This window comes from Mesorhizobium sp. M1E.F.Ca.ET.041.01.1.1, from assembly GCF_003997355.1.
Classification (GTDB): domain Bacteria; phylum Pseudomonadota; class Alphaproteobacteria; order Rhizobiales; family Rhizobiaceae; genus Mesorhizobium.
In genome coordinates this window covers 14,240-27,144 of sequence record NZ_RZSL01000019.1, presented here as the reverse complement: position 1 = coordinate 27,144, position 12,905 = coordinate 14,240, and the positions used below count along the sequence as shown (strand labels likewise).

Sequence of the window (12,905 nt, the reverse complement as noted above, 5' to 3'; positions counted from 1 at the left end):
GCCCTCGACCTTGGAGCTGGCGATCCGGCTGTATTGCGAGAAGTAGCTGATGATCTCCGGCGTCTCGTCGAGCAGCAGCGCCTGGATCTTGCCGGCGGCGATGCGCTGCGCCTGAAGGTCGCGAGCCTTGCCGTAATCGACCAGCAACGCGTCATAATCCGCATTCTTGAAATGCGCGGCGTTCCAGGCGCCGTCGCTCTTCAGCGTCGCGTTGAGGAAGATGTCGGGCGTGCCGCGATGGCCGAAATCGGTGATGCCGAGATTGGAATCGAGCCATGGCGAGCTGCCGAAGGTGGCCGACCCGTAATAGGCATCCTGCGGCAGAACATTGAGCTTGATGTCGATGCCGGCCTTCTTGGCGAAGTTCTGGATGATCACAGCGTAGTCGGGAATGTCGTAGGCGCGTTCGGTGGTCAGCGTCACCTCGAAGCCATTGGGCACGCCGGCTTCGGCGAGCAGACGCTTGGCCTCGGCGATGTCCTGCTTGCGCTGCGGCACCGACGGATCGGCCGAGGGGAAGATCGGCGCGAACGGGGTGTCGTTGCCGACGATGGCGCGACCCTTGAGCAGGCCCTTCACGATGGCCTCGCGGTCAAGGGTGAGCGCCAGCGCGCGGCGGACGCGCTTGTCGGTGAACGGCGCCTGGTCGGTTCTGAGATGCACGGCGTCATGCGAGCTTGCCTGGACGCTGAGCAGCTTAAAGTTGGAATTGCCCTCGATCGCCAGCTCCAGGCGCGTGGTGCTCGGGATGACGTCGAGCTGGCCGGCCTGCAGTGCCACGACCTGCGCCTGCTCGTCGTCGAAGAATTTTATTTCGACCCGGTCGGGCAGCGCCTTGTCGCCCCAATAGTCGGGATTGCGCACGAAGCTGGCGCCCTGCTTGGGGCGGAAGGATTCGAGCTTGAACGGGCCGGTGCCGTTGAAATTCTTCTCGAAGTCGCCGGCATAATCGGACGGCAGGATCACGGCGTTGTAGACGTCGGAGGAGACATAGAAGGGGAAATTCGAGTTCGACTGGTCGAGATCGAAGGCGACCGTCTCGTCGTCGACGATCTTGGCGCCGCCCTTGGACAGGATGCCCTTATAGGCAGAGAGCGCCGAGGAGCCGCTATTCGGATCGACCAGACGCTCGAAGCTTGCCACCACGTCCTTGGCGGTGACGGTGCGGCCGTCATGGAATTTCACGCCGGGCCGCAGCTTGAAGGTCCAGCGCTTGGCCGTCTCATCGGCTTCCCAGGACAGAGCCAGCTTCGGCTGCAGCCCGTCCTTGGGATCGTCGAGGATCAGATATTCACCGACCTGGCTGAGCACGCCGATGCTGGCCGGATCGGTGATCGTGACCGGATCGATCGCCTTGATCGGCTGTCCAAGCCCGACGCGGACCGTGCCGCCGGCCGTGGCTGCGCGCGCGGTGCCGGAAAAGCCCAAGCCTTGCGAAGCGGCGAAGCCGGTCAGGCCGATGAGCGCGGCATATTTCAACAGGTCGCGGCGCTTGAGATAGCCCTTGGCGTATTCGTCGACAGCGACGTTCCAGATGTCGCCGGAGAGATTGCGAAGGGCGTCGATTTCGTTGCGTTTGGTCATTTTTGCCTCTGTGAAAATTGCGGTTTTGAAATGAAGCGGAGACGGCGGGACCGGATCAAACCGGCTGGCCGTCGAGATGGATGCGGTCGACTGCTTGCGGATAGAAGGCGATCAGCCCCTTGATCTTCGGTATCTCGGCGATCGGATCGCGGTAGCTCCAGGCGATGTCTTCGCTGAGCGAGCCGTCCTTGAGCACGCCGGACCAGTAGGAGGCGACGCCCTTGTAGGGACATCGGGTCCTCGTCAACGAGGCCCTCAGCCGGTCGAGGCGGACATCCTCCGGCGGCAGATAGAAACGTGTCGGCAGGTGCGTTTCGAACAGCAGCACGGGACGGCGGCTGTCGGCGATCAGCTCGCCGTCGAACCAGATCTCGACATGGCTGGAGCTCTGCAGCACGTCGATGCGCGCATAGGGATCGCGGGCATGGACGAAGACCTCTTCATCCTCCTCGAACCATTGGTCGACCAGGTTCCAGGTGAAGGCGATACGGCCGGCGAGCGGCGCGAGGTTCTCGTCAGGCGGGGCGACAAACGACCAGGCGGCATCGGCGGCGCGCCTGTCGCCCGCTTCGATATCCCAGTATTTGGTTTCACCGCCGACGGCATGCTGCTGGCCCTGCTTCGACGGCTTCAGCACCGACTGATCGACCGCCGACAGCGGGAAGAAATAGATCGGCAGGAAATGGTTGGAGCGCAGCACCAGGACGTTGCGGCTGTCGGCGATGACGCGGCCGCCGAACTTGACGCGGATACGCTTGGGGCTGTGCAGGACATTGATCAATTGCGGCGCGGTCGCCTCGCGCGGCTGCAATCTCGGTGCTGCGGTCATGGCGGCTCCCCTCAGGACACGGCGCGCTGATTTGCGCGCTGCTCGGCGAAGCGGTTGGCGGGGCGCGCGAGGCCGAAGCGGTCGCGCAGCGTTCCGGGCGCGTATTCGGTCGGGAAGACACCGCGGCGCTGCAGCTCAGGCACGACCTGCTCGGCGAAATTGATCCAGTCCTCCGGCAACAGCGGGAACATCAGGTTGAAGCCGTCGGCGGCACCGGCCTCGAACCAGTCCTGCAGCTGGTCGGCGATCTGCTTCGGCGTGCCGGCGACGGTCGGCACCGAGCCGCTGTTGGCAAGTTTTCGCGCGATCTCGCGCAAGGTCAGGTTCTGCGTCGCCCACTGCCTGACCCGGTTGAGCGAGGTGCGTCCGCCGTTGAAGGTGCTTTCGTCGGGGAGCTGCGGCAGCGGGCCGTCCGGCGGATAGGCCGAAAGATCGATGCCGCTCCAGCTCGACAGGAGATCGATGCCGACGCGATCGGGGAGCAGCGTCTGCAGGTAATCCTGCCTGTCGCGCGCCTCGGCCTCGGAAGCCGCCACGATCGGCAGGATGCCCGGCAGGATCTTGAAGCTTTCCGGCCGCCTGCCGTGGCGGGCGAGGCGATGGTTGATGTCCTCACGATATTTGATGCCATCTTCCCTGGTGCTGTAGATGGCGAAATGAGCATCGGCGTGGGCGGCGGCAAAATTCTTGCCGTCCTCGGATGAGCCGGCCTGGACGATCAGCGGATGACCCTGCGGCGGCCGCGAGACGTTGAGCGGCCCGCGCACCTTGAAATGCGCGCCGCGGTGGTCGAGCACATGGACCTTGTCCGGATCGGCGAAGAAGCCGGTTTCCTTGTCGAACAGCAGGGCCTCGTCCTCCCAGCTGTCCCACAACCCCTTGACGATATCGAGGAATTCGGCGGCGCGCTGGTAGCGGAAGGCGTGCTCGATATTGCCGTCGCGGCCGAAATTGCGTGCCTCTTCGTCCATGGCCGAGGTGACGACGTTCCACGACGCCCTCGCCCCGCTGATGTGGTCGAGCGAGGCGAACAGGCGTGCCACGTTGTATGGCTCACTGTAGGAGGTCGATGCGGTGGTGATGAGGCCGATATGCTTCGTCACGCCGGCAAGCGCCGACAACAGCGTCAGCGGCTCGAGGCGGGCATTGGCGTAGTGCGCGACACCGCTCTTCACCGAGTCCCAGATCGACACGTGGTCGGCGACGAAGATGGTGTCGATCCTGGCGCGCTCGGCGGCCTGGACCAGCTCGCGATAATAATCGAAGGAAAGCACTTCCCGTCCGGGTGCGCGCGGATGGCGCCACGACATGCGATGATCGCCCTGCGGGTTGAAGAAGAATGCGCTCAGGATCAACTGGTTTCGCGCCATGCCGGCCTCCTTGCAAATCGCTGGGAGAGACACGGGCGCCGCGTTGTCCAGCGCGACCCGCGATCTCCCATTTGCAAAAGGCTAGATTGCGCTCGGCTTTAATTCGAGTAATTTTATAGATATTATGTACTAAATAAGCGGAAGCGATTGCCCTTCATTAGGGCACCGGCAGAAAGCGATTTCGAGGTCCTGATGTCCCCTTCGGTGCTGAATGTGGAAATACTTTCCATCGCCTATGGCGGGAAAAGAGGATGGCAATCCGCCGTCAATGGCGTGTCGCTCTCCATAGGCCAGGGCGAAGCACTGGGATTGGTTGGCGAATCCGGGTCGGGCAAAAGTTCGGTGGCGATGGCGATCCTGCGCTACCTGCCGAGAAATGCGCGCGTGGCGGCCTCGGCATTGGAATTCCAGGGCCGCGAATTGCGCGAGCTTGCCGGCGAAGAGCTGCGCGGTCTCAGAGGCGATCGCATCGCCGCCGTCTACCAGCACCCGGGCGCCGCGCTCAGTCCGGCGATGACGATCGGCCGGCAGATCGGCGAGACGATCATGCGTCATCGTCCGGTGCGCCACGAGGAAGCGCGCTGGCGCTCGGCCGAATTGCTCAAGCGCGTGCGGGTCGCCAATCCGGAGCGGGTGCTCGATCTTTATCCGCATGAGCTTTCAGGCGGCATGCAGCAACGCGCCAACATCGCGATCGCCATTGCGCTCGACCCGGCGCTGCTGGTGCTGGACGAGCCGACGACGGCGCTCGACGCCAGCGTGCAGTCGGAAGTCATCGCCATCCTCGACGATCTGCGCCGGGACAACAAAACCAGCATCCTTTTGATCAGCCACGACATCAACCTGATCCGCCGCTCCTGCGACCGGGTGGCGGTGATGCAGTCGGGCGCCGTGGTCGAGAGCGGCGATGCCGAGGATGTCTTCGAGAACCCCGCCCATGCCTACACCAAGGCGCTGATCGCCTCGATCCCTGCGCTCGATTTCACCAAGCGAGACGGCCGGCTGGCCGAGATCGGCGCGGCAGGCCGCGGTCGCTCCGAGGCGATAAGCGCTCCTGCCGCCGAAAGAGATTCCGATCAGACGGGTAGGCAGGTCGCCATCGCCTGCAAGGGGATCAGCCATTCCTTTGGCGACCAGGCGGTGCTGCACAATGTCGACCTCAGCATCGGCCAAGGCGAGACCTTCGGCCTGATCGGCGAATCCGGCTCCGGCAAATCGACGCTGGCGCGGATCGTCACCGGGCTGCAGACACCCAGCCAAGGGTCGGTCGAGCTGTTCGGCAGGACGGTCGCGCCGCGCGCCGAGCGCAGGGCCGCCAGCGAACGCCGTGACGTGCAGATGGTCTTCCAGTCGCCCGACCGCACGCTCAACCCGCGCCACCGGATCGGGCGGATCATCAGCCGGCCGCTGCGGCGGCTTGCCGGCCTTGGCCGGAGCCAGGCGCGCGAACGCGTCGGCGACCTGCTGCGCTCCGTCCGGCTGGCCGATACGACCGCGGAACAGAAGCCACGCTCGCTCTCCGGCGGCCAGCGGCAGAGGGCGGCGATCGCGCGCGCCTTCGCCGGCGCGCCGAAAGTGGTGGTGCTGGACGAGCCGACCTCGGCGCTCGACGTCTCGGTGCAGGCGACGGTTCTCAACCTGCTCAACGACCTGCAGCGCGACAAGGACACGACCTATCTGTTCATCAGCCACGACCTCAAGGTGGTGCGCTACATGGCTGACCGGATCGGCGTGCTCTATCGCGGCCGGCTGGTCGAGACCGGCTCATCCGAGCAGGTCTTTCGCGGGCCTAATCATCCCTACACAAGCCTGCTTCTGACCGCGTCTTCGGAAGACCAAGCGTCGGTCGTGTCCACCCAGGTCGAAGCCGCATTAGGGCCCAAAGGGTGCTGCTTCGCCGACCGCTGTCCCTTGGTGGAGGAAGCGTGCCGAACAGCGGAACCGCCAATTAAGGAGCTTGGACCGGGTCACACCATTGCCTGCTATAAGCTGTAGGGCTGGTTGTTCCGCAATGGAGTAGTGCTGGCCTTCTGGGACCTCGACCATCCGCGCCCTGGCCGTCATCCCCCCGCGGCTCCCAAGGTCCCTGACTATAGCGCGGATCGCGGCATTCGCTAAGCACAGCGCTAGTTTCTCGACTCCGCGCCTCTACGCCGTTCCAGGAGCTCGCGTGCTCTTTATCCGACCAGAGACACAGATCCGCAGGCCAGACGTTACGCCGGCGGCTATCCAATTCTGGCCAGCCGGCGCGCGTCGCCGGGCGATCGTTGGCGTGGCCTCAGAGCGGCTTCACCAGGAGCGGAACGCCCCTCTGCGGACCTGAATGCATGTAGTGATGGCACACTCAGCGACAACAGTTCCGTTCGCCGCCACTCGCTTTCGAACGTCAGCAGAATGTCTGCTCGCGATGCCGGCAGGCAGGATTGCTGAGCCGGAGGCCCTGAGATGGCGCAACCATGACTCCAGTGTTGTCGCAGACGATGTCCGCTTTCGGGCGGCCGCAAAGCCGACCTCTACGGCCGACATAAGGCGCAAGGCAGCTGTTTTGAAATCGCTCTCGCTTTTGCACACGCCCGATAAGGGGGCAGAGCTGGAGCCTCGCCCGCAGCGGCTCATCCGAGAGCCGCCAGCTGCAACTCGGCCGCCTTCCTATCGACGGTCTGGCCAGATTCTCGATCGCGCGCTCGAAGGGCTCCTAGGCCTCGCTGACGACCTGCTCGTATGCGGTGACGGCACGCTCGGCAGCCATGCGCAGGGCGTGGGACTGAAGCGCCATGTCCGCGGCGAACTCTCGCTTGCTAGGCGGCGCGTCGAAGCCGATAGGTCCATCGACTTCTTTGTTCCAGTCGTCGCAGGCGGACTACCTACCGCTGCCAGTTACAAACCTCACCGGCATAACCCCTAACGTCCGATCAATATGCGAACCCAGGTACCCGAGAACTTTGCCTCCAACCTTGACGAAATCTTCACGAACCGATCGTTCTGTCGGACGTCAAAGTTATCTAACCACAGGCAACAAATACAATCTTCCAACATCGACCCGAGGCACCGAAACAAGCAGGGCAAGAGAAGCGAAGACAGCCTGTTCCAACCGAAGCTTCCCGGACAACGTCTTTCCTCACAGCCGTTTCACAAAGACCTCCTGCAAGTGGGTTAGGAAGACGCGCACGGCCGGATTGGTACGGCGACTTTCGGGCCAGAGCGCCGTAATATTGTGACGCACGACTGCGAACTGGGCGAGTATCGGCACCAGTTCACCACGCTCCACATAGGGTGCCGCAACGAAACTTGCGGTAATCCCGATACCGCCGCCGACGGCGGTGCGAATGGTGCGGGTGACATCGAAAACCTCCAGCCCCTCGCGCTGGCTGCTGGAAAAGCGGCGCAGATCCTGAACGATTGCGCGCACACGCTCCGCGCCTTCGAGCGTGCCGTCGATCAGCGGCTTCATGTCGGCGGCGATCGAATCGATCTTCAGCTTTCGGCGCAGTTCCTCGAGCGCCTGCGGGTCGGCGCGGCCATGCGCGGCGTCGAGATAGGTTGCGATCGCGGCCCCGTAGCGCTTCAGGGCGTGCATGTTTCCGAAAACGAAGCTGATCGGGTTGTTGAGCTCATGGGCGACCCCGGCAACGACGCGGCCGAGCGCCGCCACCTTCTCGGAGACGACGAGCTGCTGCTGCGTCCTGGTCAGTCTCTGGTGCGCCAGATCGAGCTGGTGGTAGGCGCGGCGAAGCTCCGCGGGCATGGGTACTGAGTCTGAGCGTTGGGTTACGCTGCCAGATTTCAGGCGCGTGTACCCTGCCGGAACGAATGAATTGACGTTACTCAGAAATTGATACCGACCTGCGCGCCCACTACCACCGCGTTCTTGACAGCGTCGGTGCCTCCCGGATGCATGATATATTGAATGTCGGGCTGGACAAACATCGCCCCGTCCCTGACGTCGATACGGTAACTGGCCTCCAGAACGCCCTCACGGCCTTGACCGCCGATAGGACCAGGCAATTGCCCCTCGCGTTGAGCCCGGCGCAGGTCGTCACTGAAGCGACCGTATGCAAAGCCTAGGCTAATAGCGTCTCGCGGTCGGCTGTCAAAGAAACCGCGCGCCGAAATACCCGCCGTGAAAAAAGCTGATAACGGCTGCTTGTTAGGACTCGGCGCCAACGTCAACGAACCGAACACACCGAGGCCACGATTGCTGCCCGGAGCGCCGAACGGCACAATCACTTGGTCGAAAATGCCGTAAAAACCCCAACTCCCGTGAACCGGATCTCCCGACTGGAACTCCGTAAGCCGATTGCCATCATACCAGGCTCCGAGCTTGTAATTTCCAAGGAATTGACTATCGCCCGGCTGTCCGTTGATCTGATAACCAACCTCGGCCATCGCAAAAGCCGGCCCGTGTATAGAAAAGTCGAGACCGTGGTGCTCGTCGGCGCGGACCTCTGGATCGCCATTGTATACGGCGCCCATAATATAGCTGCGCGGCGTCGGCTTGACCTTCGCCAGAGCCCCCCAAGCCCCTGTGTAGGCGCTAATTCCTGGCGCATCGATCAGGATGCCGAATGGGTTGCCGCAAAAGGCGTTGGAAACCAAACCGCAGCTGTAGGCTGAAACCATGAAGTCATCCGTCGCGGCGAAGCGTCCAAGACGAAGCTCGAGGCGGTCGTCGAACAGCTGCTGCTGATAGGAAAGATCGATCAATCGCCAGGTTTGGAATCCGTAGATCTGCTGTGCGCTGAAGACGTTTCCTACATAATCCGCGGACAGGCTTCGACCCCATCGCTCGGAGGTCGACATGAAGAGTGAGCCGCCGCTTATCCCCGCGATCTTATCGAGGTCAGCCAAGAGGCTAAGCTCGACGCTTGTCGGGGCGGTCACGCCCTTGGAACGGCCGCCGCTGGGATTGCCCGCTAAGTCGGTAACCAAGCCTAGATTGGCTGTGATCCCGGCGTTTTCGAGTGTTTGCCGCAGCCCGGCCCAGTCGCCCAACATGTGGTCCGCTGGCAACACGAGTTGGAAGACGCGCCTTGTGGGGTCGGTCGAGGTCGTGTCGCTGGCACTGCTGCTGCGAGCAGGGTCCTGAGCCGAAGCTGCCGACGCGGAGAAAATGAGCGCGAGCGCAAGAAGGCGGCCCCTCATACAGCAACCTCCACAATCTTGCGCCGATCATCCCATTGGCGAAGATTCTCGTAGAGATCACCTCTTGTTCCAATGTGCTGGTTGCCAATACCCAACTCGAGTTGGCGGGCAGCGTCCGCGGCGGCGTAAGCGAGGTTCCCGACATATGTGGGGAACGCCATTTGGACCCGCACCAGTTCGTCCACCCGCATGGCCGCGGAAATCGCGACGGCAGCGGTCTGAGCGAGTTCCCCGGCCAACTCACCGACGCAGTGACAACCGAGTATTTTCGCGGTTCTGCGATCTACGACCAGCTTGCAAAACCCGTCCTTGCGGCCGTCGATGATCGTGCGCATGGTCGAGTCAAAGCGGACGGTAGAGGTCAACACATCGTGCTCACGACGTGCCTCAACTTCTGTAAGGCCAGCCCGCGCATATTCCGGATGCGTAAAGCTGGCGCTGACGTCGATGCGCTCCGAAGCCCTTTCACTCGCGCCGCGCAGGGCGTTGGTCGCAGCGACGAAGCCGTCCCGTATCGCCGACGGAACCACCATCAGTCGGCCCGTGACATCGCCGGCCGCGAGGATATGCGGCGTGGAAGTCCGCAAGTAGTCATCGACCTTTACGAATCCTCGACCGTCGAGCAGGACTCCCGCCGACGAGAGGTTAAGTCCTCTGGTGTCCGCAGCCCTGCCGATCGCCGCGACGGCAATCGCGGCCTCCGCGCTCGACTGTTTGCCGCCCTTCGCGAAGTTCATTCGCACTCCGGTGGGGGTCTTTTCGAAGGACACGATCGCGCCAAAGTCTTGGCTGACCACGACCCCGACCTTTCGGAATGCTGCGGCAATCGCGGCCGACACATCGTCATCCTCGTTTGCGAGGATGCGGGGACCCGCCTCGAACACCTGAACGCGGGAGCCGAACGCACAGAATATCGAGGCGATTTGCACAGCCGTCGGGCCACCGCCGACAACCAGCATCGAGTCGGGTGCGGAAGTCGCACCGAAAACGCTTGTATGGTCGCTTGTCAGCTCAAACCCAGGGACCGGCAGTTGTCTGGTGACCCCCCCAACACAGAGAATGATTTTATCCGCCCGCAGCCGCAGTCCTGCCGAGGTGACGACGGTATGAGGATCGTTAAACCGCACGGTGCCGGCGTGCTCAATGACGCTCACTCCAAGCATCTCGAGCTGCTCGCGCGAAGAAGAATGCGCGACGACGTCATCGACAACCTCGCGCACCCGCGCTAGCAGGCGCGGGTAGTCGAGCGCTGGGTTACCCACCTCGATGCCGTACTCTTTCAGCCGTCGAGCTTCGCTGATCAGCCGAGCGGCGCGTGCGAGTGTACGCACCGGGACGGGGCCGTCGTGTGCGGCCATGCCCCCGAATTGGGCGCTGGTGACCAGCGCTGTTCGCGCCCCGAGGTCTGCTGCCCGAAGGGCGGCCATGGCGCCTGCCGGGCCTGCGCCAATGACGAGGACGTCGAAATTCGTTGCCGTACGCGCGGGGATGCTGCGATTGGATTCAGTCATGGTGTTACCAAAGCGACTAGGCTTGCGGCCGTGTGGATCCCAAAAGCCGAAATCAGCCAGAATGCGCCGACACCGAGAGCAAGGACGGAGCACACGCCCATCAGGGCACTTTGTCCGGCAGCGCCGCGAGCAACAGGAGGCACGGCGATCGATCCGACCGCGAACGCAAATCCCCCCATCGCAGCAATCGTCCCGACGCCGAAGAAAATCAGGTAAGCAGCGGCAGCCGTGGCGGAGGGCAAGAGGAGAGCTGGAACGATTCCCAGCAGATGCGAGCTGCCTGCCAGACCGTGAATCGTTCCGACGCCAAAAGCTATATGCCCATGAACCGAATGCTTATGGTTTTCGTGATCTATTTTGGCGCGCCGCACGTCGATCGCCTTGCGAAGCCCCCAGAGCCCGATTGCAATGAGCATGAGGCCGACGCCGCGCTCGCCCCATGACGAGAGCGCCTCGATTCCGATGCGGTCGCGCAACGTGAGTAGGAGGAGCCCGACACCGAGGACACCTGCGCTGTGCCCGAAGCCCCACCGAACGCCGGTGCGCCAGGCGCGCGCTTTTCCTTGTATGGCGTAAGGCGCTATCGCTGCCATGTGATCGGGGCCCGACAGGACATGAAGGAACCCGGCGAGCAGCGCTGCTAGGACGACTAACATGCCCGGTACTCCGTCAGCGTCGAGGCTGCTCGCGCGCTCCGCCGCGCCTTCGCGAGAAGGCTTCGCGACCGGGGAGTGTTGCGAAGTTTCCAATTGGCAGAGGCAAGCTCGAGCGCACGTTGCGGCCGCTTGCCGACACCCATGAAGAAGGCGGCCGCGTGATCGGCATAAGCCGCCGGTCGCCGCGCGAGCAGCATCTCGTAATCTCGAACTGCGTGTTCGGCTTCGTCATCCGTCCTATCGTCACCGCCAGCGGCCAGGATCTCCGCATATATCGCGCGATATTCAGGATCGTCGGATGTCTCGATGAGGGGCGCAATTAAGGCCATCGCACGATCCAGGTCACCGCGCGCGAGCGCTATTTCGGCGCGGTGTCCGCGGCCGGGCACATGGGCCGGCAGGATCACGCCGAGTTCAGCAAGAACGGTTTCCGCCTTGTCGAGCTTACCGCGGCGCATCGCGCTCACACCCCACTCGAACAGCAACTGGGCAGCGGGAAATGGCGACACGCCATCATCCGTTCCGAGCGCGTTCGAATAGCTTTGTTCTGCCGCCGTCCACTGGCCCATTTCGGCAAGCAGCGACGCAAGCGCTCCGATCGTCTGAATGCTCGGATCTTGTTCCGCGAGCCGTTCGCGCAGCATCAAGGCCTCTTCGAAGCGCCCGGTTGCCTGGAGCAGCGCAGCTCTTTGAGCGTCAATCTCATTGCGCGGGTGACGCATGGCGAGCGCCTGATTAAGCAGGTTCTCGGCTTCGCGAAATCGATGGAAGCGGGCGGCCAGTTTCGCCGATACATGGAGCGCGCCCGCTGTGCCGGCGCACATCGCTACCGCTTCATTCGCAATCGATTCCGCTCGATCATGATCGGCTATGCAGCCCAACACGTCTCCACGCACGAACAATAGCTTGGAAAGACCGACTAGCTCATCGAAGGTAGCGGAATGGGTACGCCTGGATTCGAGCGCATCAATTGAGGCAGAAAGGTTGACGAGAGCGATCTTGCCGCTTGTGTAACGTTCCGGCTCGATCATGATGCTTTCCTCAGTCCTGTCAGGAGTGCCGGATAGCCGCGCGTCAGCGATCCACCATCAATCACGAGGGTCGCGCCGGTGATCGAGCTTGCGCGATCGGATGCAAGGAAAACGGCAGCATCTCCAATCTCCTTGGCTGCAACCGCCCGGTTCATCGGGATGATCGCCATGAAGAGCTCGCGCATCGCAGGATTTTCGAGTTCGTGCTTCGTCAAAGGCGTTTCCACGAGACCCGGCGCGATGCCGACCACGCGGATGCCCTTGGGACCGAGTTCGAGAGCTCCAACGCGCGTGATCATGTCGACGCCGGCCTTGGCGGCGCAATAAGCCGCCTGGCCTTCACCGGGGTGTTGTGCGTTGACTGAGGAGATATTGATGATGACGCCGGCGCGACCCTGCCTTAACATCTGCCGGGCGCCGTGCTTCACTCCGTAGAACACGCCCGTCAGAGTAACGGCTTGAACGGCGTTCCACTTTTCAGCCGTGATCTCGGTTATCGGAGCAATCGCGCCGAAGCCTGCGACGTTAACCACGATGTCCACGGCTCCGAACTCCTTAGCAGCTTCGGTGATCGCGCTTTCGACTTGGCTTTCGTCAGACACATCGGTCACGCGGGGTTTCGCGAGACGGCCCAGCTCGCGCGCTGCTTCCTCAACCGCCCCTCTATTGATGTCGCAGAGCAGCACGCTCGCGCCGGCGGCGATGAAATGCGTCGCGATCGCGTTTCCGATGCCGGATGCCGCGCCGGTGACGACTGCTGATTTTCCAATCAACTCGTTCAT

10 protein-coding genes and 1 pseudogene are annotated in these 12,905 nt (G+C 62.9%); 1 reads left to right on the top strand and 10 read right to left on the bottom strand.

Going from position 1 to position 12,905, the window contains the following annotated elements:
- The 3 genes from EOA38_RS03730 to EOA38_RS03720 all read right to left on the bottom strand — a co-directional run.
- A partial coding sequence (locus tag EOA38_RS03730) for an ABC transporter substrate-binding protein (protein WP_145965917.1) occupies window positions 1-1,584 on the bottom strand: 1,584 nt, incomplete at its 3' end.
- Between the two features lie 55 nt (window positions 1,585-1,639).
- Complete coding sequence (locus EOA38_RS03725) at window positions 1,640-2,413, bottom strand: DUF427 domain-containing protein (RefSeq protein WP_127298484.1); 774 nt, start codon at window positions 2,411-2,413, stop codon at window positions 1,640-1,642.
- Between the two features lie 11 nt (window positions 2,414-2,424).
- Window positions 2,425-3,783 carry an LLM class flavin-dependent oxidoreductase gene (locus EOA38_RS03720; protein WP_127298483.1) on the bottom strand — a complete coding sequence of 453 codons (1,359 nt, stop codon included), beginning with the start codon at window positions 3,781-3,783 and terminating at the stop codon, window positions 2,425-2,427.
- A 192-nt stretch (window positions 3,784-3,975) separates the two neighbouring features.
- Between EOA38_RS03720 and EOA38_RS03715 the strand changes: the two genes are divergently transcribed.
- Window positions 3,976-5,778, top strand: coding sequence for an ABC transporter ATP-binding protein (locus EOA38_RS03715; protein WP_127298482.1), 1,803 nt, complete (start codon window positions 3,976-3,978; stop codon window positions 5,776-5,778).
- Between the two features lie 617 nt (window positions 5,779-6,395).
- Here the strand turns inward: EOA38_RS03715 and EOA38_RS40190 are convergent.
- From EOA38_RS40190 to EOA38_RS03685, 7 genes and pseudogenes are all read right to left on the bottom strand, one after another.
- Window positions 6,396-6,625, bottom strand: a pseudogene (locus EOA38_RS40190) (hypothetical protein); the annotation flags it as partial.
- A 276-nt stretch (window positions 6,626-6,901) separates the two neighbouring features.
- Window positions 6,902-7,528 (bottom strand): LysR substrate-binding domain-containing protein, encoded by a 627-nt coding sequence (locus EOA38_RS41095; RefSeq protein ID WP_189434448.1) that lies wholly within the window; start codon window positions 7,526-7,528, stop codon window positions 6,902-6,904.
- 80 nt (window positions 7,529-7,608) lie between these two features.
- Window positions 7,609-8,925 (bottom strand): carbohydrate porin, encoded by a 1,317-nt coding sequence (locus EOA38_RS03705; protein ID WP_127298481.1) that lies wholly within the window; start codon window positions 8,923-8,925, stop codon window positions 7,609-7,611.
- Window positions 8,922-10,436: an NAD(P)/FAD-dependent oxidoreductase gene (locus EOA38_RS03700; RefSeq protein ID WP_127298480.1), complete on the bottom strand. Its 1,515-nt coding sequence runs from the start codon at window positions 10,434-10,436 to the stop codon at window positions 8,922-8,924. Before EOA38_RS03700 ends, EOA38_RS03705 begins: the two co-directional genes overlap by 4 nt.
- A complete protein-coding gene (locus EOA38_RS03695) occupies window positions 10,433-11,092 on the bottom strand; it encodes a High-affinity nickel transporter (RefSeq protein ID WP_189350349.1) in 660 nt (219 codons plus the stop codon). Before EOA38_RS03695 ends, EOA38_RS03700 begins: the two co-directional genes overlap by 4 nt.
- The gene (locus tag EOA38_RS03690; protein ID WP_245464798.1) at window positions 11,086-12,123 is read right to left on the bottom strand and encodes a tetratricopeptide repeat protein; all 1,038 of its coding nucleotides are present in this window, start codon (window positions 12,121-12,123) and stop codon (window positions 11,086-11,088) included. Before EOA38_RS03690 ends, EOA38_RS03695 begins: the two co-directional genes overlap by 7 nt.
- A complete protein-coding gene (locus EOA38_RS03685; protein ID WP_127298479.1) occupies window positions 12,120-12,905 on the bottom strand; it encodes an SDR family NAD(P)-dependent oxidoreductase in 786 nt (261 codons plus the stop codon). The genes EOA38_RS03690 and EOA38_RS03685 overlap by 4 nt, the downstream gene beginning before the upstream one ends.

Bases quoted from the DNA above. Each gene is read 5' to 3' on its own strand.
- EOA38_RS03690 (WP_245464798.1), bottom strand. From the start codon at position 12,123: ATGATCGAGCCGGAACGTTACACAAGCGGCAAGATCGCTCTCGTCAAC.
- EOA38_RS03685 (WP_127298479.1), bottom strand. From the start codon at position 12,905: ATGAACGAGTTGATTGGAAAATCAGCAGTCGTCACCGGCGCGGCATCC.
- EOA38_RS03700 (WP_127298480.1), bottom strand. From the start codon at position 10,436: ATGACTGAATCCAATCGCAGCATCCCCGCGCGTACGGCAACGAATTTC.
- EOA38_RS03725 (WP_127298484.1), bottom strand. From the start codon at position 2,413: ATGACCGCAGCACCGAGATTGCAGCCGCGCGAGGCGACCGCGCCGCAA.
- EOA38_RS03720 (WP_127298483.1), bottom strand. From the start codon at position 3,783: ATGGCGCGAAACCAGTTGATCCTGAGCGCATTCTTCTTCAACCCGCAG.
- EOA38_RS03705 (WP_127298481.1), bottom strand. From the start codon at position 8,925: ATGAGGGGCCGCCTTCTTGCGCTCGCGCTCATTTTCTCCGCGTCGGCA.
- EOA38_RS03695 (WP_189350349.1), bottom strand. From the start codon at position 11,092: ATGTTAGTCGTCCTAGCAGCGCTGCTCGCCGGGTTCCTTCATGTCCTG.
- EOA38_RS41095 (WP_189434448.1), bottom strand. From the start codon at position 7,528: ATGCCCGCGGAGCTTCGCCGCGCCTACCACCAGCTCGATCTGGCGCAC.
- EOA38_RS03715 (WP_127298482.1), top strand. From the start codon at position 3,976: ATGTCCCCTTCGGTGCTGAATGTGGAAATACTTTCCATCGCCTATGGC.